Raw genomic sequence first — 25632 nt, forward strand, 5'->3', positions numbered from 1 at the left:
ATGCGTTTCATTTTAAAAGTGTAGAGGAAAGCATGCTCTACACTTTTCCTTTTTAAGAAATTAAAAGAATCTTTGTAAGAGTTGCGAGGTCACCTTTGCACTATGTAAAATGGACAAAGAGGTTATTTGATAGAAAGTGAGAAAGGGAATGATAGACGTGAGAGGTCAACGATCATCTTTTATCAGGTGAAACATTATAGTGTTTCTTGCAGTAGGTAAGATTAAGGTAAATGCCTTTATGTTTTAAGATATTACATAATTTCAAGTGCGAAAATTGTACAAGCAGTATAAATAATTATTGATGATCTTCGTAAAAAAGATGCGAGCGTGAAATAGATAAAGAAGTTACATGTTTTTCATGGAATTTTTGGCGCGATGGTCGTTTATTAATAGGAGGAAAAGATGTTGAAATATAATAAATTAGCAATTGTAACTGCATTATCAATGACTTTACTAGCTGGTTGTTTCGGCCCAAAACCAGAAGAGGAGCTATATGTTGCATTTGAAAATGCTGCCAAGCAAGAAAAAACAATGTTTGAAGATGCGAAAAAATTAGAGTCATTAGAGAAAGAGGGGCAAGTATTATATAATCAAATTGTCCAAGAAGGAAAAGATAATAATCAGGCTGTTAAGGATAAGCTTGATCAAGCAGTGAAAAATACAGCTGAACGAGAAAAAGTTCTTATTAAAGAAAAAGAGGCTTTAAATAAAGCGCAAGAAGAAGTGAAGTCAGCTGATAAGCATGTGAAGAAAATTGAAGATAATAAATTAAAAGACCAGGCGGATAAAGTAAAGAGTACTTATGAGAAACGACATGATTCATTCCAAAAGATGTACGATAGCTATAATAAATCTTTAAAGCAAGAAAAAGAATTATATGCAATGCTACAAGATAAAGGTACAAAATTAAAAGATATTAGCGAGAAAGTAAAGTTAGTAAACCAAGCATATAAAGATATTGAGACAGAAAAAGATAAGTTTAATGAATATACGAAATCATATAATACAGAAAAAGTTGCATTCTATAAACAAGCGAATATTAAAATTAAGGAAGATAAAAAATAAAACAGTTTGGCCTAATATGGGCCAAACTGTTTTATTTTTTTGTATAGGTACGGCTATACCATGGAACTGCTTCGCTTAATTTTTTTTCTTGTTTTAATGCTTCAGGACCAATATAATCTTGAAGTGTTTTTTTTGCTATTGTTAAAGATAAGGTTGTTTTCGGATTTCGATAGGAGGATTCAAGGTGACCAAGATGCGGTAGGGTGCGAAAATCATCTTTCGTAGGAGGGATATGGAAAAAATAATCGCCTAAACGTATAAGAACATCGGATTGTTGTTGACTAAAACGTGGGTTTCTAGAAAAATGTAATCCTTCTTTGATAGCCTTTTTTTCAGTAATTAAGCGTTCTAAAGCAGTCTTTTTTAACCAATATAAGTACTTAGGATTAGTTGCAGCTTTAGCATGACGATTCACAACGAAAATAGATTGAGCTAGTCTATTAATAGAATGTTGATTATGTAATTGAGATTGGGGTTGTGAAGGTTTCATATTTAATCTCCTTTCAAGTTTTCCTTATTATAGCATAAATAAAATGGGTTTTTATTATATGCAAAAAGTAATTGTATATATTTTCAATATTAAAGCAATATTGTTACAAAAAACAACTATTTTGTATAATAGTGATAGAATATGTTTCAGAAATTTGATAATGAAAGAGTGAGAAGTTTGAAAGAAATATTAAAACTACAATATGCCATTATAGACATTGGTTCTAATACAATGCGCTTAGTTATTTATGAAAAACAAAGCGGGGGTTTTTATAAAGAGATTGAAAATATGAAAGTGGTCGCTAGGTTAAGAAATTATTTAGTAAATGGTGTATTAAGTGAAGAAGGAATAGAAGTATTATTACAAACATTATTTCAATTTCAAGAAAGTACACGATTCCATAAGTTACATCATGTACTTTGCGTTGCAACGGCAACAATTAGACAGGCTGAGAATCAAGATGAAATTAAAAAACTTGTTGAAGGGCAAACAGATTTTACTCTTAGAGTTTTATCAGAATATGAAGAAGCACGTTACGGTTATTTAGCAGTTATGAATTCCACTTCATTTTCAGAAGGAATTACAGTTGATATTGGTGGGGGGAGTACAGAAGTTACATACTTTCGAAATAGAGAAATTTTAGAATATCATAGCTTTCCTTTTGGAGCACTTTCTTTAAAGCAACAATTTATTCAAGGTGATATTCCTACTACAGAAGAGTTAGAGGAAATAAAAAACTATTTATGGTATCAATTTCGAACGCTACCATGGTTAATCGATAAAGAATTACCCCTTATCGCAATTGGGGGGAGTGCAAGGAATATGGTGAAAATCCATCAAAATTTAATTTGTTATCCTATAGCTGGATTACATTTATACAAAATGAAAGAAGAAGATCTTAAACATGTAAAAGAGGAATTAAAAGAATTGTCGTTCATAGAGCTTCAAAAGATGGAGGGGTTAGCAAAAGATCGAGCAGATACAATTATTCCAGCAGTCGAAGTCTTTCATATGCTTGTTAACGTTATAGAGGCACCGGCATTTATATTGAGTAAAAAAGGATTAAGAGAAGGTGTTTTTTATGAAGAATTAACGAAAGACTTGGGGATTTCGTACTATCCGAACGTAGTAGAAGAAAGTTTATATTTATTATCATATGAGTACGAAATGGATATGGAATTTGTAATTCAACTTATTAAACAAGGAACATTGATTTGTAAACAACTTGAAGGAGTAGGACTTATTTCTATGTCGGAAAAAGACTGGGAAATATTCCATCAAGCGGCGAAAGTATTTAATATAGGGAAGTACATTGATGAAGAAGCGAGCCGCTTACATACGTTTTATTTACTAGCGAATAAAACAATTGATGGCATGATGCATAAAGATCGAGTTAGATTAGCACTTATTGCTTCATACAAATCAAAAATGTTATTTAAACAACATTTAGCCCCATTTGAAGGATGGTTTGATAAAAGTGAACAAAAAAAAATCCGGTTATTAGGAGCTGTTTTGCAATTTTCAGCCGCTTTAAATGTGAGACAAAGAGCGCTTGTTGAAACGATATCTATAACAGAAAGTAAAGAAGGATTAACATTTAGAATTGTATGCGAGCAATCGGCATTAGCGGAAAAAGTGCAAGCTGAAAAACAAAAAAAGCAGCTAGAAAGAGTATTGAAAACGAATATTAACTTGTTATTCGAATCAGTATGTTAAGTTGTACGGATGTCTTTACGAAAAATTAACACTTTGGAATATTATAATTTGATAAAATAAAAGTAACTAAATTATAGTGAAAAAGTTTCAAAGGGAAGTGTGAAGAGAATGGAATTGCTAAAGGGGAATTTAGTAAATTTAAATGATACAGCGTATTATAATAACCGCGAGTTGAGCTGGTTAGCTTTTAATGAACGTGTACTACAAGAAGCGCAAGATGAAAATAATCCACTTTTAGAAAGATTAAAGTTTATTAGTATTTTCAGTTCAAATTTAGATGAATTTTTTATGGTGCGCGTAGCAGGTTTGAAAGATCAAGTAAGTGCTGGATTTAATCAGACAGAAAATAAAGCAGGTTTAACACCGAAGAAACAGTTAAATAAGATTGCGATAAAAGCTCATGACTTAATGACTGTACAGTATGATACGTTTAAAGGTTACGTATTGCCAGCGCTTGAACTAGAGGGGATTGAGCGTCTAACATTCCATGATTTGACGAAAGAGCAGAGGGAATTTATCGAAGAGTATTTTGATGAACAAATCTTTCCAGTGTTAACTCCTGTAGCTATTGATGCGTATCGTCCATTTCCCATGTTATTAAATAAAAGCTTGAATTTAGCTACTATTTTATACGATGAGAAGCAGGCAGAGGAAGAAAATCGCACGAAGTTAGGAATTGTCCAAGTGCCTTCTTTACTGGAGCGTTTCATATTTTTACCGAGTGAAGGGCAAAAACATAAATTTATTTTATTAGAAGATGTAATTAGTGGTTTTACTCATAAATTATTCACAGGATATAACGTATCACCTGTTACTCGTTTCCGTATTACACGTAATGCGGATTTAACAATCCATGAAGAGGGTGCACGCGATTTATTAAAAGTAATTGAAAAAGAATTGAAAAAGCGTAAGTGGGGAGCTGCCGTTCGTTTAGAAGTTGGTAAAGAACACATTGATGAAAGAGTGTTAGCGTTATTGTATGAGGTGTTGGAAGTAAAAGATGAAGATGTGTACATGATGGATGGACCGTTAGATTTAACATGTTTATTCTCCTTATATAAAAAATTAGCGCCTTTATATGAACATCTAGTATATCCGGCTCTTATTCCTCAACCTCCTCAAGATTTAGGTGATGAGGAAGATGTATTTGAAAAAGCGATAGAACATGATATTTTATTACACCATCCCTTTGAGTCGTTTCAGCCAGTCGTTGATTTTGTCCGTGATGCGGCAGATGACTCGAATGTACTTGCAATCAAACAAACATTATATCGTGTAAGTGGAGATTCTCCAATAATTCAGGCGTTGAAGGTAGCAGCTGAAAAAGGAAAACAAGTGACGGTATTGGTTGAGCTAAAGGCGAGGTTTGATGAAGAGAATAATGTTAATTGGGCTAAAGAATTGGAACAGGCCGGATGTCACGTTATTTACGGAGTAAGTCACTTGAAAACGCATAGTAAAATTACGTTAGTTGTAAGAAGAAGAAACGGAAAAATTGAAAGGTTTGTACATCTTGGAACCGGAAATTATAATGATGCAACAGCGAAGTTGTATACCGATTTTGGATATATTACATCGCGAAAAGACTTTGGTGTAGATGCAACAAATTTCTTTAATTATTTGAGTGGTTATACAAAAAAACCGCATTTTCATCATTTATCTGTTGCCCCGTTTGATATAAGAGAGCAGTTTATGGAGTTAATAGATGAGGAAATTCGTTACCATAGACAATATGGAAATGGATATATTATCGCTAAGATGAATTCGTTAACAGATAAACCGTTAATAAAAAAAATGTATGAAGCATCGCAAGCTGGGGTAAGGATAGAGCTCATCGTTAGAGGGACATGTTGTTTAAGACCTGGTATTCCAAATGTAAGTGAAAATATTCGTGTAGTTAGTGTTGTGGGAAGATATTTAGAACATAGCCGTATTTATTATTTCCATCATAATGGAGATGAAAAAATATATTTATCTTCAGCTGATTTGATGACGCGAAATATGGAAAAACGAGTAGAAATATCCTTCCCGATTTTAGATATTGAAATGAAAGCGAGAATAAAGGCAATTTTACAGCTGATTTTAGCTGATAATGTGAAAACACGTGAACAAAATAAAGATGGTGACTATTATTATATAATTAATAGTAGTATAGAAGAAATTGATAGCCAAGTGAATTTATTTAAGATGGCGTACCAAAATACAGATGCTGAATAATAGAGAAAAAGTAAAAACCTCTTAATCGAAATTAAGAGGTTTTTATTTTTCTCTCTACTCATTCTTCCATAAATGGAAGAATGAGTAGAGAGAATAGTTTTTTATTATAGGCGTGTGATAAATCGGTTCGTTGATAGAAAAACATCAGAAGAATCGTTGTTTTAAATTAATAATAGTATGGTTGTTGACAAGGCCCTCCGTAACAAGGAAAGGGTGCTGGTGGTGGGAAAGGCGGTGGATATGGCGGATAAAACGGTCTAGGGCCGAAAGCTAATGCTCCACCGAGTAACCCTCCAGCAATTCCAGCTAGAAATGGAACACCGAAAAATGGAAAGAAGCGTGAGTCGCCTGCTGGGCCAATAGATGCTGAACGAACTGGGATTGGTTGATAATATGGATACATGAACAAACCTCCTTTACTGGACTCATTTTTATCATATGGTGGACCAAGCGTGGATGAGCGCGTACAAGAAAGGATATGTAAGAAAATAGGCGAATTGTTACGAATGTTGTAGGATGAAGAGTGTAATTTCAGGTTTTGACATAAAGCGGAATGGGACACGTGTTCTTCCAATACCTCGATTGACATAAAGAGTCAAAGCTTGAATGTTATAGAAACCTTCAATATATTCTTTTGCAAGCGACGGGGTAATAATAGCACCTAAAAAAGGGATTTGTACTTGTCCGCCATGGCTATGACCAGAAAGTTGAAGATTGATTGGATATGTTGCGATTTGTGGCGCGATATCTGGTTCGTGAACGAGAACAATTGTATAAATATTTTGTTTTGCATGTTGTAAAGTTTCCGCTATTTTTGGTTTACCTAGTAGCATATCATCGAGTCCGAAAATAGAAATTTCACTATTATCCAGTAAACGAATTCGCTTTTCGCTATTGTGCAAAAGTTCAAATCCAGATTCGCGCATGATGTGGTCATAGTATTCAGTTCCATATCCACCATGGTCGTGGTTACCATAAATAGAAAATTTACCGAAGGGTGCCTGTATATTCTTTAAAATGGATGCAACAAAAGGAGCCTCGGTATATGTTTGGTAATTATCAATGAGATCACCAGTAAAAAGGACAATATCTGGCTTTTCAGCATTAATCTTGGAAACGATTTGAGATAAATGTTGGAGAGAGAAATAGTATCCTAGATGTAAATCGCTAAATTGAAGGATTTTCATACCATGAAAACCTTTTGGTATGAGCTGTGATTTAAGTGTGTGTTGCGTAAAAGAAAGCAAATAGGGCTCTATATATTTAGCATAATAATAGCCGATACTAGCGGTTATAAATGAATATAGACAAGTGCGTATTCCAGATTTTAAAAAATTTCTTCTTGTAATTTTCTTCATATACAGGTTACTCGAATCTCCCTTCAGTTTTTTGGAAATATATTTTAGACACTAAAAAAGTAGTATAGATTACGAAAAAATGAACGAAAAGAAACCCCTTTACGTTAAAATATCAGAAAAATTGAAAAATATAAAGATTTCTATCAAATAAAGTGATAAAATGAATGTGTATTCATTTTTTGGAGGGGATGTATGTGAAAGCGAAGGTAGTTATTATAACAGGTGGATCAAGTGGAATGGGAAAAGGGATGGCGACACGTTTTGCGAAAGAAGGGGCACGAGTTGTTATTACAGGGCGTACAAAAGAAAAGCTAGAAGAAGCAAAGTTAGAAATTGAACAGTTTCCAGGGCAAGTATTATCTGTACAAATGGATGTACGAAATACTGATGATATTCAAAAAATGATTGAACATATTGATGAGAAGTTTGGACGAATTGATATTTTAATAAATAATGCAGCCGGAAACTTTATTTGTCCAGCAGAGGACTTATCTGTGAATGGCTGGAATTCGGTAATTAATATTGTATTAAATGGTACATTTTATTGCAGTCAGGCTGTCGGTAAATATTGGATTGAGAAAGGTATAAAAGGAAATATTATTAACATGGTGGCAACATATGCATGGGATGCAGGTCCAGGGGTTATCCATTCGGCAGCAGCTAAAGCTGGTGTATTAGCAATGACAAAAACTCTTGCTGTTGAGTGGGGACGTAAATATGGGATACGAGTTAACGCTATCGCACCAGGACCAATTGAACGTACAGGTGGTGCCGATAAATTATGGATTTCAGAAGAAATGGCTAAGCGTACAATACAAAGTGTCCCACTTGGTAGGCTGGGGACACCAGAAGAAATTGCGGGTCTAGCTTATTATTTATGTTCAGATGAAGCTGCATACATAAATGGAACTTGTATGACAATGGATGGTGGCCAGCATTTGCACCAATATCCATTTTAAAAGGGCTGGAAAATGAATGATTTATTATTTTTTCTTCGGTGAAATGTGACGAAGTTGTGACATGTGAGAGAAATGTGTTTACAAAGGGGAATATATACGTTATATTTAAGACCTCTTTTTTCTTCATAGTAGAATTGCTAATTCCCCTTAGCATTTTACCCCTCTAATCCCTTCAGGAAAACTGAAGGGATTTTTTATTATTTTTCCGTAAATATCGTGTTATAATTTTTGAAAAGTAAAGGGAGGGAAGCACGTTGATAGATGCATTAGATGTAATGAGTAACTTGGATAAAGTCCTTCCTTATTATCAAGCTATTTTTAGTGCTGATGAGCATACAGTAATTGGATATGAAGTTGTAGGACGTATTCAAACAGAAGAGGGCATACAAAGTTTAGCATCTTTCTTCCATGATGATTCTATTCCGAGTGAGTTCCAACTTGAAGCGGATAACATCATTGTAGAAAAAGCGTTAAATAGGTATTTAGAAACGGATCAAAAATTATTATTATTTATACATCGGAATGCTAATGTATTAATGAATGATGAAGATGAAAGTTTACTTCAACTTTTGCTGATGTATGAAGAACAAGGTTTGAACTTACAACGCATTGTTCTAGAAATAACAGAACATGAATGTAAAGAAGATATAGAACAATTTAATCATTTACTGATGTATTATCGTACATATGGTATTCAAATTTCGATTAATAAAGTCGGAACGGGTACAAGTAATTTAGAGCGTATTAGCGTGTTAGCACCGGATATTTTAAAAGTAGATTTAACAAATTTAAGGCAAACTGCACTTTTACAATCTTATCAAGATATTTTATATTCCTTATCTTTACTTGCTAGAAGAATTGGTGCGACATTGTTATATGAAGAAATTGATGCTTTTTATCAACTACAATATGCTTGGAAAAACGGTGGTAGATATTATCAAGGTAATTATTTGAAAGAATGTTTACCTGATTTTATTGAAACGAATGTTTTAAAAGAGCGACTTGGTAATGAATGTCATCAATTTATTCTGCATGAGAAGAAGAAGTTGCAAAAAATTTATAATTTAACAGAGATGTTACGTGATCGAATTGGTGATGTTCTGTCAAAACAAAAAAAGAATGAAGATATAAATGATTGGTTATTACAATTTAGCCAAAGCATATCACAATATAGTTTTCGGATATTTATTTGTAATGAAGATGGTTTTCAACAATCTGGTAATATTATGAAAAAAGATGGTGAATGGATCATTATGCCAGAGTATTATATGAAGAACTGGAGTTGGCGCCCGTATTTTCTAGAAAATATAATGAAAATGCGTTTTGAGAATAAGGCAAGACTTTCAGATTTATATGCTGATATCGAAACTGGTGAAATGGTACGAACATTTTCATTCCCGATTGATGATGAAAACTTTTTATTTATAGATTTATCGTATGAATATTTATATGAGGAAGATGTTTTATTTTAATGCGCGAAGAGATTCGTGCATTTTTTTGTTTGTTTTTATCATAAATTGGTAATAGTGAAAATGATGATGAAAATGCTGTCTATCGTTGTAAAGATTTTACGAACGAAATCATCCCTTTCTTTGCATAATCATTGTTACAATGAATACTACAAAGACAAGCTCTTTTAAAAGGAAGGTGAAAAAATGAAGAAATATGGAATATGGTTTGTTCTATTTATATGTGTTGCCTTTCTAGTTGGCTATAGTGTCACAACTGTTTTAGGAAAAGAAGAAGTGAAAGTGGATCGGAAAGAAGTGTTTACAACGATACAAAAAGGTTATGAGACCCAATTTTCAATTCGCGGGAAGCAAATATCTATGAATAAGATGATAGAGACGTTATCACCATATTTTACAAATAATTTCCTTCAAGTTTTTACAGATGAAAACAGTAGAAATGAAAAACAAAGTGGTGAATATTTACTTCCAGCAAAAGAAGCTCCGTTTTCCTTTAATTCAGAAACAAAAATGTCTTATGATGAAGAACATAAAAATTTATATGTCTACGAGCGGGCAAAGAGTGGACAATATCAAATTGTGACATTGCAAAAGGATAATGGAAAATGGAAACTAGCAGGGTATCATGAAAGTCAGGAACTGTTGACTGAAATAAAAAGGTTACAACAATTATGAGAATAGGGATAGGTGTCCCCTATTCCTATTCTATACCGAGTAGCTGTTGTAATTTTTCAATTTGAAAACCTGCGACAACTTCTCCGTCAATTACAACTGTTGGAGTTGAATAGGACTCATAGTCATATAAAAGACGATTGCGTGCAGCAGCGTCTTTTTTTACGTCAAATTCTTCATACACAACGTTATTATGTTTTAAAAATTCTTTCACAATGGTACAAGGCGGACAATCAGGTTGTGTATAAACCTCAATTTTTTTCATTGTAATTCCTCCCTTTTTCTGTTTTTTATTATATTCTGCCAGTATAAAAAGCGCAATAAAGAAGTAAAAAGATGCTCTTTCATCTTTTTACTTCGTATTTCGACAAATTTTAGTTGAGTTTCTGGCCAAGAACCTTTATCCTAGATTGTGGAACGTTTTTTCTGTTATGACGGATAGAATGAGTATAGCTGTAAAACCTATTGGTAGGAAGATCAGAGAAAGGAGAGATTTCATGTCTCTACTCCAAGGAATTTTAACTCGACTTGTTAGTCTACAAGAACAAGCTGAAAGCGGTGAAGTAGCACAACGCTATTTTGAAGTGAACGGTGAGCGCAAATGTAGCGTGAAATTTTTCGATAAAAGTGAAATGTATGAATTAGAAGTGTATCAACAAGGTGAAAAACCTCAAGTGTATCAATTCGATAACATCGATATGGTTGCAATTGAGATTTATGATATCATTAATTGATACATATAAAAAAGGTACTGCCAAATGGCGGTACCTTTTTTAGTTATATTAATTAATGGGCTATACAGGTAGTAGAAGTTGCAATTTAAGTCGCGATTAAATAAAAGGTTTTTACAAATGTATATGTATAGGAATTTTTTATTTTTCCTACAATGATAGTAAATATTAATAGGAGGTGCAAAGGATGGAACGCTTACCGATTGTTATTTGTCCTAATTGTCACAGTCATGCTGAAATTAATCATGTATTAACCGCCCAGTCTAATCAAAATGTAATTTATACATGTAGGTTTTGTAATTATGTAATTCGAAATATTGAAACGAATAAAGGGTAGTAAGTTATAATTTTTATTTTTGTCCCATACAATGAGAATACGAAAAGTCTGTCTAATTGAAAGGACGTGACTATGTGGACGGTGAGCATACATTTTATAATGTTTCAGAGAGACATTTGAATTTTGATATGGTATTTAACCGTATTTGTAGTTTCATTGAAAAGGATCCACGAAATTTATATCGATTATCTATTGGGACAGACTCACAAGCGCATCAAAAGGATACGAGGTTTATTACAGCGATACATATTCATCGGGTTGGAAAAGGAGCATGGGGATGTTTGCATCATAAATCAGTGAAAAATAAGCCAGCAACGTTGCGAGAGAAAATATATTTAGAAACACAGTTTAGTCAAGAAATCGCCTATTTATTTACTCCCAATCATATACAAACAATATGGGATTTATTGCACCCATACGCTCAAGATGGAGCAGGATTCATAATGGAAATTCATTTAGATATCGGGAATGATGGTTTAACAAAAGAATTTATTTTAGATATGACGATGAAAATTCAAGCAATGGGATTAACAGCAAAAATTAAGCCAGATGCTTATGCGGCATTTAGTTATGCGAACAGATATACGAAATAATGTGAAATGATGTCTATATATTCGCAGTCGTTAAGTGGTTCTGGCAAAAACCGAATATTACATCTATTGAATAAGTTGAAAATCTTATATAATAAGAGTGATGATGTGAGTGCAAGGAGAGGAGCATATGGAAAAGGAATTTGTTTTAACAAGAGAAGAAGAAAATTTATTGTTGGATATTCTGTTTCAGCAAAATTATGCGAGCGAAATTTTAGCGGTGGAGCTTACAGACATTGAGAATGGTTTAAAACAGACAGATGTGACGCAATATAAAAAAATTACAAGATTGTTTTACCGTTTAAAAAATAAAGGGTATTAAGCGCTACCGGAATGGTAGTCTTTTTTTTATGTTGTATGCTAAAATAGCTGTGTATCTTTATTTTTATTAGAAGAATGTTAGGACAAAATAATAACATGAAAACGCTATCATAAAATGTAAGTAGGATTGGAGAATATAAGCAAGGGAAATGGGGGATGTAACATGATTAGTATTCCGAAAGATGAGTTTCAACAAATTCTTGTGAAGGATTTAATGATTTCATCAGAAAAAGTAGCACATGTCCAAATAGGGAATGGTTTAGAACATGCTTTACTCGTTCTTGTGAAATCTGGATATTCGGCGATTCCTGTTTTAGACCCTATGTATAAATTACATGGGTTAATTAGTACTGCTATGATTTTAGATGGTATTTTAGGATTAGATCACATTGAGTTTGAAAGACTTGAGAATATGAAAGTGGAACAAGTGATGAAGGAAGAGATTCCAGTTCTTATGTTAGAAGATTCTTTTGCAAAAGCTTTAGAAATGACAATTGATCATCCTTTTATTTGCGCTGTCAATGAAGAAGGTTACTTCGAGGGTATTTTAACACGTCGGGCTATTTTAAAATTATTGAATAAAAAAGTGAGACAGCATAATCGATAACGTAGGGAAAGTGACTTCACTGAAAAGGCGAAGTCACTTTTTTTCGTGCATATCAGTTGTGTATGTATTATATTTAAAAAGACATACAGCATAAGAAAAGTTTGAACTAACAAACCGTTCTAATGTATAAAAGTATGCAATTAAATTAAGGATGAAATACTTATTTAAATTAGGTGTATGGAAGCTAAGGAAAGAGGGAGAAAGTTGCAAATTGATGATTTTCAAATGATGGTTGTGTTAGCTCAGGAATCAAATATGAGAAAAGCGGCGGAACGTTTATTTGTTTCCCAACCTGCGCTTAGTCAACGATTACAATCTATGGAGAAACACTGGGGAATGAAATTTTTTATTCGTTCACAAAAAGGATTAACAATTACACCTGAAGGGGAAAAAGTTGCAAATTATGCAAAAGAAATGTTACAACGGGAAGAGGATATTAAAAGTGAACTGGCTCTTTTTAGAACGGAAACATACGGTACGTTAAAAATAGCTGTTGCATCAGTCATTGGGCAATATTGGCTTCCACCTGTTTTGAAAAAATTTGTGCATAAGTATCCTTCTGTGAAGATAGCTCTGTTTACTGGCTGGAGTAGTGAAGTGCAAAAGCAATTTTATGAAGGAGACGTTCATGTTGCTATACTGAGAGGATCACAAGAATACAAAGGGCAGAAACAACAATTATTTGAAGATGAATTATATTTAGTTGATAAAGAAATAAAAGATATTTCGATGTTAAAAGAGACAAATAGACCATTTATTCAATTTAAAAGTGATTCGACCTACTATGGACAAATACAAAATTGGTGGTATGGATTATTTTCAAATCCACCTAAGCGAACGATTGTAGTTGACCAAATTGAAACGTGCAAACAGCTTGTTTTAAATGGAATAGGTTACGCTCTTTTACCTTCGACTGTTTTAAAAGAAGTGCAGGAAAATATGTATAAAACACCTGTTCAATTAACGAGAGAAACATGGTTATTGACGAGTGACTCGGCAAGGCAGTTGAAGCAAGTACAAGCATTTTTAGAAATTATAGAAGAAATTCAAATGGAAAAATAAGATTATTGTCTTGCTACTCGCTCTATCGTTTGGTAGAGTAACATTATAAATGGATTTAGGAGGCAACAAGAATGAAAATGATGGACGCTAACGAAATTATTTCGTTTATTCAAAACAGTGAAAAGAAAACTCCTGTAAAGGTATACATAAAAGGGGATTTAAAAGAAGTAACATTCCCTGAAACTGTACAAGCATTTGTAAATAAAAAATCTGGTGTATTATTCGGAGAATGGTCTGAGATTAAGACAATTCTTGATGAAAATAACAAGCACATTGTTGACTATGTAGTTGAGAACGACCGTCGTAATTCTGCAATTCCAATGCTTGATTTAAAAGGTATTAAAGCTCGTATTGAGCCAGGCGCGATTATTCGTGACCATGTAGAAATTGGTGACAACGCTGTTATCATGATGAATGCAACAATTAACATCGGTGCTGTAATTGGTGAAGGTACTATGATCGACATGAACGCAGTGCTTGGTGGACGTGCAACAGTTGGTAAAAACTGTCACGTAGGTGCAGGTGCTGTACTTGCCGGTGTTATTGAGCCACCTTCTGCAAAACCAGTTATCGTTGAAGATGACGTTGTAATTGGTGCAAATGTAGTGGTTCTAGAAGGCGTTACAGTAGGTAAAGGTGCAGTTGTAGCAGCAGGAGCTGTTGTAACAGAAGATGTGCCTCCATATACAGTTGTTGCGGGAACTCCGGCACGTGTAATTAAAGAAATTGATGAGAAGACAAAAGCAAAAACTGAAATCAAACAAGAGCTTCGTCAATTAAACCCAGAGAAATAAAAAACAAAAAGCGTAAGAGCATGAATGTGCTCTTACGCTTTTTATAGATAGAGGTGCAAAAGTGACAGTAAGCAAATTTGTCCAAGTTCGTAGAGATCTACATAAAATTCCGGAAATCGGATTTAAAGAGTGGAAAACACAACAGTATATTTTAGATTATATAGGAACGCTTCCTAACGAATATTTGGAAGTGAGAACATGGAAAACAGGTGTAATTGTTAAAGTAAATGGGAAAAACCCTGGAAAAATAATAGGTTATCGTGCAGATATAGACGGTCTACCTATTACAGAGGAAACTGGATATGAATTCTCTTCTGTCCATGAAGGAATGATGCATGCATGTGGACATGATTTGCATGCAACAATCGGTTTAGGACTTTTAACAGCGGCTGTAAGCGAAAGAATAGATGATGATCTTGTATTTATATTCCAACCAGCTGAAGAAGGTCCAGGTGGTGCACTTCCTATGTTAGAAAGTGATGAGTTAAAAGAATGGAAGCCTAATATGATTCTTGGACTTCATATTGCACCTGAATACTCTGTGGGAACAATTGCGACAAAAGACGGTTTATTATTTGCGAATACATCAGAGTTATACGTTGATTTAAAAGGAAAAGGTGGGCATGCTGCATATCCGCATACAGCAAATGATATGATTGTTGCAGCGAGTCATCTAGTTACACAACTTCAATCAGTTATTAGTCGTAATGTGAATCCTCTTGACAGTGCGGTAATTACAATTGGGAAAATTACAGGTGGTACAGTTCAAAACATTATTGCAGAAAAGTCTCGTTTAGAAGGAACAATTCGAACGCTATCAGTGGAATCAATGAAACGTGTTAAAAGCCGAATTGAGGCAATTGTTGCGGGAATAGAAGCTTCCTTTCAATGTGAAGCTGTTATTGACTACGGAGCGATGTATCATCAAGTGTATAACCATGAAGAGTTAACGAGAGAGTTTATGCAATTTACACGTGAACAAACGAATATGGACGTAATTACATGTACGGAGGCAATGACAGGTGAAGACTTCGGCTATATGCTTCGAGAGATACCTGGATTTATGTTTTGGCTTGGAGTAAATTCAGAATATGGTTTACATCATGCGAAATTAAAACCAGACGAAGAGGTTATTGAGAAAGCGATTGTATTTTTAAATCAATATGTGAAGTGGAAGGGAAATAGAAAGTGAACTTACTCGCTAATTGTGCAACAGTTTAGAGTGGGGATTTTTTAGTTCCGAGACGAAAACATCTTTTGTATTTGTTAGTGTTAGACATCTTCATACAAATGAGTAGAGTTAAATTTGACGTCTTAATAATGAGCAGGGGTTTTTAGCCACTGCTCATTATTAATTAGTACTAATAGGTAAGATAATTATTTAACTACCTTATACAGGTTTACTTTTAGTATGAAAAGTGTGTAAAATCAATGTGATACATAGAAAAAAGGGTGGGGAATTACGTGCAAATTAGCAGTGCGATTTTATGTTTCGTCTTATATGCATATGTTATTATTGCGGCGGTTTATTTTGGGATAAGTTTTTACGCCTATCGTTTAGCAAATAATAGTGAATATGAAGAAACATACAAATGGGTGAAAAGATATTTGTCACCTGTACTAGAAATTATGAATGGATTTGTTCTTTTTTTATTTATTGGATTAATTGCTTTCTCAACGAGTTTAGTAGGGAATAAGACTACGTTATTTGTATTAGGTATCACTATTTTTATGCTATTAGGAATTCGAATTGGTAATACGGTGTTTTGGAACGAAAGAAAAATAGATGGTTGGACAGGGATGTTTATTCCATGTATGTTAGCTGCAATTGTGACGAATATAGAACATGAATATTATCAATTACATTTTTGGCTTATCATTGTTTTAACAATCCTCTCTGTTTTGTATATAAGTACTGTCGTGCTAACATACATCGCAAATGAAAAAGGAGATGCAAAAGGTGCGCGCTTCTTTAGAGGGCGTGCATTATTATGGAGTGTGCCGACGATGGCAGTTATAGGAATTATTGCGATATTAGTAAATGGATATCAATTCACTAATTGGCAATTGTTTTTAGAAACTTGGTGGATCTTCATTGTTTCGCTTGTAGCTTTTTTAGGCGCAACACATTATTTATTCCATCAACATCATTACATATTGGCACTGTTATTCGCATTTACACAACTTTTATTTGCTTTTTTCGGACAAGAAACGCTATTGTTCGTTTTTGAAACATTTAGTTCATTTGGAAATATATTTGTATTTGGTATGTTAATTTTCGGTATCGCGTTTTATTTACAACAGTATTTTTATATGCAAAAACAAAAATGAGAAGTATATACAGTTTTTTGTAGCGAATTTAAAGTATGTTACAATAAAAGTACATAGTACTTGATGTTATTGGAGGAATTCCTGTGGGCGAAAAAGAGAAAGAATTTGCTGTTATTGGGCTTGGCCGTTTTGGTGGAAGTATTTGCCGTGAATTAGCTCAATTAGGTATGGAAGTAATGGCAATTGACTCAGATGAGGATAAAATTAATGAGTTTGCAAATATAGCTTCGCATGCTGTAATTGCAGATTCAACAGATGAGATGGTATTAAAAAGTCTTGGTATTCGTAATTTTGATCATGTAGTCGTTGCTATTGGAGATAATTTGAATTCAAGTATTTTAACAACGTTAATTTTGAAAGAATTAGGTGTGAAAAATATTACTGTAAAAGCTCAAAATGACTATCATGAAAAAGTGCTAAGTAAAATAGGGGCAGATCATATTGTGCATCCAGAACGAGATATGGGAAAAAGGATTGCTAATAATATCGCATCAAGTAATGTGTTAGATTACCTAGAGCTTTCAGATGAGCATAGTATTGTAGAGATTATCGCAAATAAAAAAATTGATGGGCACTCTTTAATTGAATTAGATATTCGTGCGAAGTTTGGTTTGAACATTGTAGCAATTAAGCGTGGGAAAGAAGTTATCGTATCTCCTCGAGCTACAGAAAACATTCAGGCGGGAGATATATTAATTGTAATTGGTCATGACGATGAAGTAGATCGTTTTAAGCATTTTTTAAGATAAGAGAAAAGGACAATGCCTCCTCGGCATTGTCCTTTTTCTTATATTTCCATAATGATTGGTAAAATCATTGGACGACGTTTTGTTTTTTCGTATAGGAATGGTGCTAATGTGTCTGTAATCTCATTTTTAATTTCAGACCATTGTGTTGTTTTTCGCTCCATTACTTTTTCTAAATGTGTTGTAATTAATGTTTGAGCATCGTTGATTAAATCGCTGCTTTCACGCATATAAACGAAACCACGCGAGATGATATCAGGTCCTGCTGCAACTTTAAATTCTTTCATATCAATGCTTACAACTACAATAACGAGTCCTTCTTCAGAAAGAATGCGACGATCACGTAATACGATATTACCGATATCTCCAATACCATTTCCATCGATATAGACAGAGCCAGATGGGATTTTCCCAGCTACGCTTGCTTCATCAGAACGTAAAGCGAGAACATCCCCGTTATCCATAATGAAACAATTTTCTTCTGGAATACCACAATCATTCGCTAATTTCATATGCATGCGTTGCATACGATATTCACCATGAATTGGCATGAAATATTTTGGCTTAATAAGACGTAGCATTAACTTTTGTTCTTCTTGTCCACCGTGTCCACTCGTATGAATATTTGAGAGTTTACCATGGATTACATCAGCGCCAGCGCGGTACAACATGTTAATTGTACGACTTACACTAATTGTATTGCCTGGGATTGGTGAAGAAGAGAAAACAACTGTATCGCCAGGGATAATTTGAATTTGACGATGTGTACCATTGGCAATACGTGAAAGTGCTGCCATCGGCTCCCCTTGACTACCTGTACATAACATAACAACTTTATTAGCTGGTAGGCGGTTTAGCTGAGATGTGTCTATGAATGTATCCTTTGGACACCGGATATAACCAAGGTTTTGTCCGATTTCAATAGCTGCTTCCATACTTCGACCGAATACAGCTACTTTACGATTGTTTTCAACAGCAGCCTCAACAACTTGTTGTAAGCGATGGATATTCGATGCAAAGGTTGCGAAGATAATACGACCGTCTACTTTGCGGAATATATCTTGAATACTATCACCAACGCGGCGCTCAGACATCGTAAAGTTTGGCACTTCACTGTTTGTACTATCAGATAAGAGACAAAGTACACCGTCTTTTCCGATTTCGGCCATTTTTGTTAAATCTGCTGGCTCGCCTACTGGTGTGAAATCAAATTTAAAATCACCTGTATGAACGACTTGTCCTTGAGGTGTTTTCACAACAACTCCGTATGAATCCGGAATACTGTGAGTTGTACGGAAGAAGGAAACAGATGTCTTTTTAAATTTAATAACATCATCTTCTTGAATTTCATAAAGTTTTGCTTTACGAAGTAATCCGTGCTCTTCTAATTTGTTTTTTATTAGGGCAATTGCTAATTTTCCACCGTAAATTGGAATGTTTACTTGACGTAATAGGTAAGGAATTCCACCGATATGATCTTCGTGACCATGTGTAATGAATAACCCTTTAATTTTATCTTCGTTTCGCACAAAATAAGTGTAATCTGGTATTACATAATCGATCCCGAGGAGTTCGTCTTCTGGAAATTTAATTCCAGCGTCAATTATAATAATTTCATCTTGAAATTGAACAGCATATGTATTTTTACCGATTTCACCAAGACCACCGAGGGCAAAAACGGCAGCTTGATCATTTTTTAGGAATTTCATATGACTATACGATCTCCGCTAATATTAAATCAGCGTTTTGTTTTTCATATTCAAGATGAGCACCAGTAACAGACTGAACGAACTCGATATTATATGCGAACTTTTGTAATTTTTTACGAACATCCTTTTGAGACGTAGCCTCTAAATATAAAACTTTTGTATTTTCACGTACTGGGACCTCAGTTAATTTTTCTTGATAAAATACTTTAAAAATCATTGGGAAAACCTCTCCTTGTCTATGTTTTGCATTATCTGTTACTTATTATAAAGCAAACAGTCACGATTTTCATGTTTTTTCGAATGAGAATGAAGAAAAAGCCCGAAATGGGCACAATTTAAGCGATTGTCTTCTTACGGACTAAATCGTTTAAATAACGCTTGAGCTTTTTCTTCAGCATGATTACTCCTTCCTTTCCTTATTTTAAACATGCATATTACTAATGATAACTCCGTCTCCCGTACAAGAAAGAAGATAAGAAGTGAATAGTGAATCTTGTTCTTTTTAGTATAGTGTAAGTTATCCTGTAGTAACGATTAGTAGCCGTTAGTTATAGATATAGTATGAGGAAGAATAGAAAAGAAAATTCATCCGAACAAGTATCCACATTTTTTTACTAATATTATATGCGCATTTCATAAATAAGGTCAGAAAGTGAACGCTTTCTTCACAGATGTTTAATATGTTATACTTTTTTTTGAAATTTGAAAAGTGATAATCAAAATAGGAATATAGAGTGCCAGAAAGGATTTTGACAAATGAATGATAAAATTGTCTTTTTTGATATTGATGGAACATTATTAGATCATGATAAAAAAATTCCGCAATCTACAAGAGATGCAGTAAGAGATTTACAAGAAAAAGGTGTGCATGTAGCGATTGCGACAGGGCGTGCGCCATTTATGTTTGAAGATATTCGTGAGGAACTCAATATACATAATTATGTTAGTTTTAACGGACAGTATGTTGTATTTGAGGATGAGGTATTATTTAATAATCCATTACATCCTGATGCTCTACATAAGTTTACTCAGTTTGCAAAACAAGAAGGATATCCACTTGTATATCTTGACCATCAAGAAATGAGAGCGTCAGTGGAATATCATGATTATGTAAAAGAAGGTTTTGGAACCTTACAATTCGAGCATCCGGCATATGAACCTGATTTTTATGAGAAACGCGATATTTATCAAACGCTTCTTTTTTGTGAAGTAAACGAAGAAGAAAAGTTTATTCATCATTATCCAGATTTTCATTTTATACGCTGGCATGCATATTCGATGGATATTATTCCTAATGGGGGTTCTAAGGCAAAAGGGATTGAGAAGTTTATTGAGAAAATAGGATTTAATCGTGAACAAGTATATGCATTTGGGGACGGATTAAATGATTTAGAAATGATTGAAGCAGTAGGAACGGGCATTGTGATGGGGAATGGTCATGAGGATTTGAAAAAACTTGCTAATCATGTGACAAAAGATGTTAATGAAGACGGTATTTATCACGGATTAAAGTGGGCTGGCTTGTTATAAGTAAGTGTGGAACCCATTTCATATAATAAAAAGGCGGAAGGTTAACTTCCGCCTTTTTACTATTATCGCTCGAGAGGTTTTGAATCATCGGGAGCCACAAATGGATTGTCTTTATTAATATGGTCATAGAACATAACACCGTTTAAATGGTCGATTTCATGTTGGAATACAATTGCTGGTAAACCTTTTAATCGCAGTTTTACGTCTTCACCGTTAATCGTTGTTGCCTTTACTGTAATTCTTGTGTAACGAGGGACATAACCAGGTACTTCATGGTCTACAGATAGACAGCCTTCACCATTTTGTAAATATGTACGTTCAACAGAATGACTAATGATTTTTGGGTTAAATAATGCGTAGCTATATAACGTATCGTTCGTATCAGTTACATGAACCGCAATCATTTTCTTTGAAATACCGATTTGCGGAGCCGCTAATCCGATTCCGGGGCGTAAATTATATTTTTCAGCCATTTCAGGGTCCTGGCTATTTATTACAAATTCAATCATTTCTTTAAGCGTATTTGTATCTTCCTCACTAGCAGGTAAGGAGACCTCTTCTGCGACGTCGCGCAAAATAGGATTTCCTTCACGAATTACTTCATTCATTGTAAGCATATGTAATCTCTCCTTTCTTCTTTAGTCTACCAAAGGAGATAAAAAAAGTCATCGGCAAGTAAGGAAGAGCTACTTGGAAACAAATCTTCTATAGATAAGTTATGTAATAAAAGAAAAGACGGCAAAGCCGTCTGTTTCTTTCCATAGTTGTTTCATTTTACATTAATTAGCGAATGCAAGCAGCACCAACGATAATTAAAAGGATAAACAACACAACGATTAAGGCGAAGCCGCGTCCAGATTCGCCACAAGAACCGCCATAACCGTAGGAAGGATATGAACAAGTTGTTGGATAGCAATATGAGTATCCGTACATGAGATGACCTCCTTTATCATTTCCCGCTAATACTGCGGTTACTATAATGTATGGAGGAATGATCAGAAATGTATAGGTATTTACCTATAAAAGGAAGAAGTGTTTGTATAATTTTATTGAGAAGAGAGAAAAACTAAAGAGAATTAAATCGTTTACATATTATTCTAAGAGAAAAAACAAGTTAAAAAGGGAATAATATAACAGTAGGTTATTGCTTACTAATACAGATGTGAAAAATAAAAACACGTTTGTGTAGAGGAAACCTGCATATTATTTATAAAAAAACGTATTCAAAGTAATTGACATCGTAATTAGAATAGTTGTAAACTAAAAAACGTGATCAAGATTGTATTAATATGTTTTTGAAAAAACATTAGTACAGATTGTTAGGTACACAAAATTATTCTCAACCGACAGACAAATTTGTTGGTTTACATTGTTGCGCTTTCAGTCTAGTTAATAGATAGTGAAAGCGTTTCAGAATATGGTTCAAGAGAGGAAGAGGTGAACGGAATGGGTACTAAAACAAAAAACACCCTATTTAATGTTGATGAGCAAATGAAAGCTATCGCAGCTCAATTTGAAACATTACAAATTTTAAATGAAAAAGGCGAAGTTGTGAATGAAGCAGCTATGCCTGAATTATCAGACGATCAATTAAAAGAGTTAATGCGCCGTATGGTGTATACTCGCGTACTAGATCAACGTTCTATTTCTTTAAACCGTCAAGGACGTTTAGGTTTCTACGCACCAACTGCTGGACAAGAGGCTTCTCAATTAGCAAGTCATTTCGCACTTGAAGCAGAAGATTTCATCTTACCAGGATATCGTGATGTTCCACAATTAGTGTGGCACGGTCTACCATTATATCAAGCATTCTTATTCTCTCGTGGACATTTCATGGGTAACCAAATGCCTGAGAATGTAAATGCACTTGCTCCACAAATCATTATCGGTGCGCAAATCATCCAAACTGCTGGTGTTGCGTTAGGTATGAAACTACGTGGTAAAAAATCTGTTGCAATTACTTACACTGGTGACGGTGGTGCTTCACAAGGTGACTTCTACGAAGGTATGAACTTTGCGGGTGCATTCAAAGCTCCAGCAATCTTCGTTGTACAAAACAACCGTTATGCAATCTCTACTCCAGTAGAAAAGCAATCTGCAGCTAAAACTGTAGCACAAAAAGCAGTAGCAGCAGGTATTTACGGAATTCAAGTAGACGGTATGGATCCATTAGCTGTATACGCAGCAACTGCTTTCGCTCGTGAGCGCGCAGTAAACGGCGAAGGCCCTACTTTAATCGAGACTTTAACATTCCGTTATGGTCCACATACAATGGCTGGTGATGACCCAACTCGTTACCGTACAAAAGATATCGAAAACGAATGGGAACAAAAAGATCCAATCGTACGCTTCCGTGCATTCTTAGAAAACAAAGGCCTATGGTCTCAAGAAGTTGAAGAGAAAGTAATCGAAGAAGCAAAAGAAGATATCAAACAAGCAATTGCTAAGGCTGACCAAGCTCCAAAACAAAAAGTTACTGATTTAATGGAAATCATGTACGAAAAAATGCCTTACAACTTAGCTGAACAATATGAAATTTACAAAGAAAAGGAGTCGAAGTAAGCCATGGCTCAAATGACAATGATTCAAGCAATCACTGATGCTTTACGCGTTGAAATGAAAAATGATCCTAATGTACTTGTGTTTGGTGAAGACGTTGGTGTAAACGGCGGAGTATTCCGTGCTACTGAAGGTTTACAAGCTGAATTCGGTGAAGATCGTGTAATGGATACTCCACTTGCAGAGTCTGGTATTGGTGGACTTGCAGTTGGACTTGCACTTGAAGGCTTCCGTCCAGTTCCAGAAATCCAATTCTTCGGTTTCATTTATGAAGTAATGGATTCAGTTTCTGGTCAATTAGCTCGTATGCGTTACCGTTCTGGTGGACGTTGGACTGCTCCAGTAACAATTCGTTCTCCATTCGGTGGTGGCGTTCATACTCCAGAACTACATGCTGATAGCTTAGAAGGATTAGTGGCTCAACAACCTGGTCTAAAAGTTGTTATTCCATCTACTCCATACGATGCAAAAGGTCTTTTAATCTCTGCGATTCGTGACAACGATCCAGTTATCTACTTAGAGCATATGAAATTGTACCGTTCATTCCGTCAAGATGTACCAGAAGGCGATTACACAATTGATTTAGGTAAAGCTGATATCAAACGTGAAGGTACAGATGTATCTGTTATCGCTTATGGTGCTATGGTTCATGCTGCATTAAAAGCTGCTGAAGAACTTGAAAAAGAAGGTATCTCTTTAGAGGTTGTTGACTTACGTACAGTTCAACCATTAGATATCGAAACAATCATTGCTTCTGTTGAAAAAACAGGTCGCGTAGTTGTAGTTCAAGAAGCTCAAAAACAAGCTGGTATTGCAGCTAACGTTGTAGCGGAAATTAACGACCGTGCAATCTTAAACTTAGAAGCTCCAGTTGTTCGTGTTGCAGCTGCTGATACAGTATTCCCATTCTCTCAAGCTGAGAGCGTATGGTTACCAAACCATAAAGATATTGTTGAAGCTGTTAATAAAGTAATGAACTTCTAATTTTTAGTTTTTCATGTGCAAAAGAAATCAGCACATGCTGGTTTCTTTTGTACATATTCCATAATAATGAAATGAATCAGGGGGCTGAATTCCGTGGCATTTGAATTTAAACTACCAGATATCGGTGAAGGTATCCACGAAGGTGAAATCGTAAAATGGTTTATTAAACCAGGCGATGAAGTAAATGAAGACGATGTACTTCTTGAAGTGCAAAATGATAAAGCAGTAGTAGAAATCCCTTCTCCTGTTAAAGGTAAAGTACTTGAAGTACTTGTAGAAGAAGGAACAGTTGCAATAGTAGGAGATACATTAATTAAATTTGATGCTCCTGGATACGAAAACCTTAAATTTAAAGGTGACGATCATGATGAAGCTCCAAAAGCTGAAGAAGTAGCAGTAGAAGCTCCAGCAGCGGAAGCTACTCCAGCAGCAACTGCAGAAGTAGTAAATGAGCGTGTAATCGCTATGCCATCTGTTCGTAAATATGCTCGTGAAAAAGGTGTAGATATTCATAAAGTAGCTGGTTCTGGTAAGAACGGCCGTGTTGTGAAAACTGACATCGATGCATTTGCAAATGGTGGACAAACTGTAGCAGCAACTGAGGCTCCAGCAGCAGTAGAAGCTACTCCAGCAGCAGCGAAAGAAGAAGCACCAAAAGCACAACCAATCCCAGCTGGTGAATATCCAGAAACTCGTGAGAAAATGAGTGGTATCCGTAAAGCGATTGCGAAAGCAATGGTTAACTCTAAGCATACAGCTCCTCACGTAACTTTAATGGATGAAATTGATGTAACTGAGCTTGTTGCTCACCGTAAGAAGTTCAAAGCTGTTGCAGCGGACAAAGGTATTAAATTAACTTACCTTCCATACGTTGTTAAAGCTTTAACATCTGCATTACGTGAATACCCAATGTTAAACACTTCTTTAGACGATGCATCTCAAGAAGTAGTTCATAAACATTACTTCAACATCGGTATCGCAGCTGATACAGACAAAGGTCTATTAGTACCAGTTGTTAAAGATACAGATCGCAAGTCTATCTTCACTATTTCTAACGAGATTAATGATCTTGCTGGTAAAGCACGTGACGGTCGTTTAGCTCCGGCTGAAATGAAAGGTGCTTCTTGCACAATTACAAACATTGGTTCTGCAGGTGGACAATGGTTCACTCCAGTTATCAATCACCCAGAAGTAGCAATCCTTGGGATCGGCCGTATCGCTGAGAAACCAGTTGTGAAAAACGGTGAAATCGTTGCAGCTCCAGTATTAGCATTATCTCTAAGCTTTGACCATCGTTTAATTGACGGCGCAACTGCTCAAAAAGCATTAAACCAAATTAAACGTCTATTGAATGACCCACAATTATTAGTAATGGAGGCGTAATA

Annotated in this window: 28 protein-coding genes; 20 read left to right on the forward strand and 8 right to left on the reverse strand. The window is 34.8% G+C overall.

Features of this window, described 5'->3' with window-relative positions; genetic code table 11:
- The first annotated feature begins 402 nt into the window (after positions 1–402).
- Entirely contained in the window at positions 403–1065 is a 663-nt protein-coding gene (locus ACFVQC_RS04610) for a YkyA family protein (protein WP_002145981.1), read from the forward strand.
- Between the two features lie 31 nt (positions 1066–1096).
- Here ACFVQC_RS04610 and ACFVQC_RS04615 read toward each other — a convergent pair whose 3' ends face one another.
- Positions 1097–1555 (reverse strand): YkyB family protein, encoded by a 459-nt coding sequence (locus tag ACFVQC_RS04615; protein ID WP_002066920.1) that lies wholly within the window; start codon positions 1553–1555, stop codon positions 1097–1099.
- A gap of 141 nt (positions 1556–1696) precedes the next feature.
- Here ACFVQC_RS04615 and ACFVQC_RS04620 point away from each other — a divergent pair, with 141 nt between their 5' ends.
- Complete coding sequence (locus ACFVQC_RS04620; RefSeq protein ID WP_377897524.1) at positions 1697–3271, forward strand: Ppx/GppA phosphatase family protein; 1575 nt, start codon at positions 1697–1699, stop codon at positions 3269–3271.
- 108 nt (positions 3272–3379) lie between these two features.
- Positions 3380–5488, forward strand: a complete 2109-nt coding sequence (locus ACFVQC_RS04625; RefSeq protein ID WP_377897525.1) for a polyphosphate kinase — start codon at positions 3380–3382, stop codon at positions 5486–5488.
- Positions 5489–5654: 166 nt separating this feature from the next.
- Here ACFVQC_RS04625 and ACFVQC_RS04630 read toward each other — a convergent pair whose 3' ends face one another.
- A complete protein-coding gene (locus tag ACFVQC_RS04630) occupies positions 5655–5891 on the reverse strand; it encodes a hypothetical protein (RefSeq protein ID WP_002145984.1) in 237 nt (78 codons plus the stop codon).
- 97 nt (positions 5892–5988) lie between these two features.
- Positions 5989–6846 carry a metallophosphoesterase gene (locus tag ACFVQC_RS04635; RefSeq protein ID WP_377897527.1) on the reverse strand — a complete coding sequence of 286 codons (858 nt, stop codon included), beginning with the start codon at positions 6844–6846 and terminating at the stop codon, positions 5989–5991.
- A gap of 194 nt (positions 6847–7040) precedes the next feature.
- Between ACFVQC_RS04635 and fadH the strand changes: the two genes are divergently transcribed.
- The 3 genes from fadH to ACFVQC_RS04650 all read left to right on the forward strand — a co-directional run bounded on the left by fadH (position 7041) and on the right by ACFVQC_RS04650 (position 9949).
- A complete protein-coding gene (fadH, locus tag ACFVQC_RS04640; protein ID WP_377892819.1) occupies positions 7041–7805 on the forward strand; it encodes a 2,4-dienoyl-CoA reductase in 765 nt (254 codons plus the stop codon).
- 254 nt (positions 7806–8059) lie between these two features.
- Entirely contained in the window at positions 8060–9277 is a 1218-nt protein-coding gene (locus ACFVQC_RS04645; protein ID WP_002111513.1) for an EAL domain-containing protein, read from the forward strand.
- A 183-nt stretch (positions 9278–9460) separates the two neighbouring features.
- Complete coding sequence (locus tag ACFVQC_RS04650; protein WP_002111512.1) at positions 9461–9949, forward strand: DUF3993 domain-containing protein; 489 nt, start codon at positions 9461–9463, stop codon at positions 9947–9949.
- Positions 9950–9974: 25 nt separating this feature from the next.
- Here the strand turns inward: ACFVQC_RS04650 and ACFVQC_RS04655 are convergent, their stop codons facing one another.
- On the reverse strand, positions 9975–10211 hold the full coding sequence (locus ACFVQC_RS04655; RefSeq protein ID WP_002111510.1) for a glutaredoxin family protein: 237 nt from the start codon (positions 10209–10211) through the stop codon (positions 9975–9977).
- A gap of 232 nt (positions 10212–10443) precedes the next feature.
- Between ACFVQC_RS04655 and ACFVQC_RS04660 the strand changes: the two genes are divergently transcribed.
- The 10 genes from ACFVQC_RS04660 to ACFVQC_RS04705 all read left to right on the forward strand — a co-directional run bounded on the left by ACFVQC_RS04660 (position 10444) and on the right by ACFVQC_RS04705 (position 17468).
- The gene (locus ACFVQC_RS04660; RefSeq protein ID WP_002111509.1) at positions 10444–10680 is read left to right on the forward strand and encodes a YkuJ family protein; all 237 of its coding nucleotides are present in this window, start codon (positions 10444–10446) and stop codon (positions 10678–10680) included.
- A 184-nt stretch (positions 10681–10864) separates the two neighbouring features.
- Entirely contained in the window at positions 10865–11014 is a 150-nt protein-coding gene (locus ACFVQC_RS04665) for a hypothetical protein (RefSeq protein ID WP_002033828.1), read from the forward strand.
- A 74-nt stretch (positions 11015–11088) separates the two neighbouring features.
- Positions 11089–11607 carry a ribonuclease H-like YkuK family protein gene (locus tag ACFVQC_RS04670; RefSeq protein WP_002111508.1) on the forward strand — a complete coding sequence of 173 codons (519 nt, stop codon included), beginning with the start codon at positions 11089–11091 and terminating at the stop codon, positions 11605–11607.
- A gap of 127 nt (positions 11608–11734) precedes the next feature.
- Positions 11735–11926, forward strand: coding sequence for an antirepressor AbbA (gene abbA / locus ACFVQC_RS04675; RefSeq protein WP_002145987.1), 192 nt, complete (start codon positions 11735–11737; stop codon positions 11924–11926).
- Between the two features lie 162 nt (positions 11927–12088).
- Positions 12089–12532, forward strand: coding sequence for a cyclic-di-AMP-binding protein CbpB (cbpB, locus tag ACFVQC_RS04680; RefSeq protein ID WP_002145988.1), 444 nt, complete (start codon positions 12089–12091; stop codon positions 12530–12532).
- Positions 12533–12709: 177 nt separating this feature from the next.
- The gene (locus ACFVQC_RS04685; RefSeq protein ID WP_377892824.1) at positions 12710–13594 is read left to right on the forward strand and encodes a transcriptional regulator CcpC; all 885 of its coding nucleotides are present in this window, start codon (positions 12710–12712) and stop codon (positions 13592–13594) included.
- A 71-nt stretch (positions 13595–13665) separates the two neighbouring features.
- A complete protein-coding gene (gene dapD, locus ACFVQC_RS04690) occupies positions 13666–14388 on the forward strand; it encodes a 2,3,4,5-tetrahydropyridine-2,6-dicarboxylate N-acetyltransferase (protein WP_002014841.1) in 723 nt (240 codons plus the stop codon).
- Between the two features lie 61 nt (positions 14389–14449).
- A complete protein-coding gene (locus tag ACFVQC_RS04695; RefSeq protein WP_377897529.1) occupies positions 14450–15580 on the forward strand; it encodes an N-acetyldiaminopimelate deacetylase in 1131 nt (376 codons plus the stop codon).
- A 272-nt stretch (positions 15581–15852) separates the two neighbouring features.
- Complete coding sequence (locus ACFVQC_RS04700; RefSeq protein ID WP_377892828.1) at positions 15853–16719, forward strand: cytochrome C oxidase assembly protein; 867 nt, start codon at positions 15853–15855, stop codon at positions 16717–16719.
- An 83-nt stretch (positions 16720–16802) separates the two neighbouring features.
- Positions 16803–17468, forward strand: a complete 666-nt coding sequence (locus ACFVQC_RS04705; RefSeq protein WP_000504032.1) for a potassium channel family protein — start codon at positions 16803–16805, stop codon at positions 17466–17468.
- 38 nt (positions 17469–17506) lie between these two features.
- Here ACFVQC_RS04705 and rnjA read toward each other — a convergent pair whose 3' ends face one another.
- Entirely contained in the window at positions 17507–19174 is a 1668-nt protein-coding gene (gene rnjA, locus ACFVQC_RS04710) for a ribonuclease J1 (RefSeq protein WP_002014844.1), read from the reverse strand.
- A 4-nt stretch (positions 19175–19178) separates the two neighbouring features.
- The gene (locus tag ACFVQC_RS04715; protein ID WP_000576437.1) at positions 19179–19391 is read right to left on the reverse strand and encodes a DNA-dependent RNA polymerase subunit epsilon; all 213 of its coding nucleotides are present in this window, start codon (positions 19389–19391) and stop codon (positions 19179–19181) included.
- 539 nt (positions 19392–19930) lie between these two features.
- Here ACFVQC_RS04715 and ACFVQC_RS04720 point away from each other — a divergent pair.
- The gene (locus ACFVQC_RS04720; protein WP_377897531.1) at positions 19931–20704 is read left to right on the forward strand and encodes a Cof-type HAD-IIB family hydrolase; all 774 of its coding nucleotides are present in this window, start codon (positions 19931–19933) and stop codon (positions 20702–20704) included.
- Positions 20705–20766: 62 nt separating this feature from the next.
- Here the strand turns inward: ACFVQC_RS04720 and def are convergent, their stop codons facing one another.
- The gene (gene def / locus ACFVQC_RS04725; RefSeq protein ID WP_002145995.1) at positions 20767–21321 is read right to left on the reverse strand and encodes a peptide deformylase; all 555 of its coding nucleotides are present in this window, start codon (positions 21319–21321) and stop codon (positions 20767–20769) included.
- 166 nt (positions 21322–21487) lie between these two features.
- Complete coding sequence (locus tag ACFVQC_RS04730; protein ID WP_002160675.1) at positions 21488–21637, reverse strand: YjcZ family sporulation protein; 150 nt, start codon at positions 21635–21637, stop codon at positions 21488–21490.
- 513 nt (positions 21638–22150) lie between these two features.
- Between ACFVQC_RS04730 and pdhA the strand changes: the two genes are divergently transcribed.
- The 3 genes from pdhA (at position 22151) to pdhC (ending at position 25630) form a co-directional block, all read left to right on the forward strand.
- The gene (gene pdhA / locus ACFVQC_RS04735) at positions 22151–23266 is read left to right on the forward strand and encodes a pyruvate dehydrogenase E1 component subunit alpha (protein ID WP_002160676.1); all 1116 of its coding nucleotides are present in this window, start codon (positions 22151–22153) and stop codon (positions 23264–23266) included.
- Between the two features lie 3 nt (positions 23267–23269).
- Entirely contained in the window at positions 23270–24247 is a 978-nt protein-coding gene (pdhB, locus tag ACFVQC_RS04740) for a pyruvate dehydrogenase complex E1 component subunit beta (RefSeq protein ID WP_000068162.1), read from the forward strand.
- A gap of 93 nt (positions 24248–24340) precedes the next feature.
- Positions 24341–25630 carry a pyruvate dehydrogenase complex dihydrolipoyllysine-residue acetyltransferase gene (pdhC, locus tag ACFVQC_RS04745; protein ID WP_002145996.1) on the forward strand — a complete coding sequence of 430 codons (1290 nt, stop codon included), beginning with the start codon at positions 24341–24343 and terminating at the stop codon, positions 25628–25630.
- Positions 25631–25632 lie beyond the last annotated feature (2 nt).

The sequence above is a fragment of the Bacillus sp. NPDC057893 genome, from assembly GCF_042796455.1.
Lineage (GTDB): Bacteria > Bacillota > Bacilli > Bacillales > Bacillaceae_G > Bacillus_A.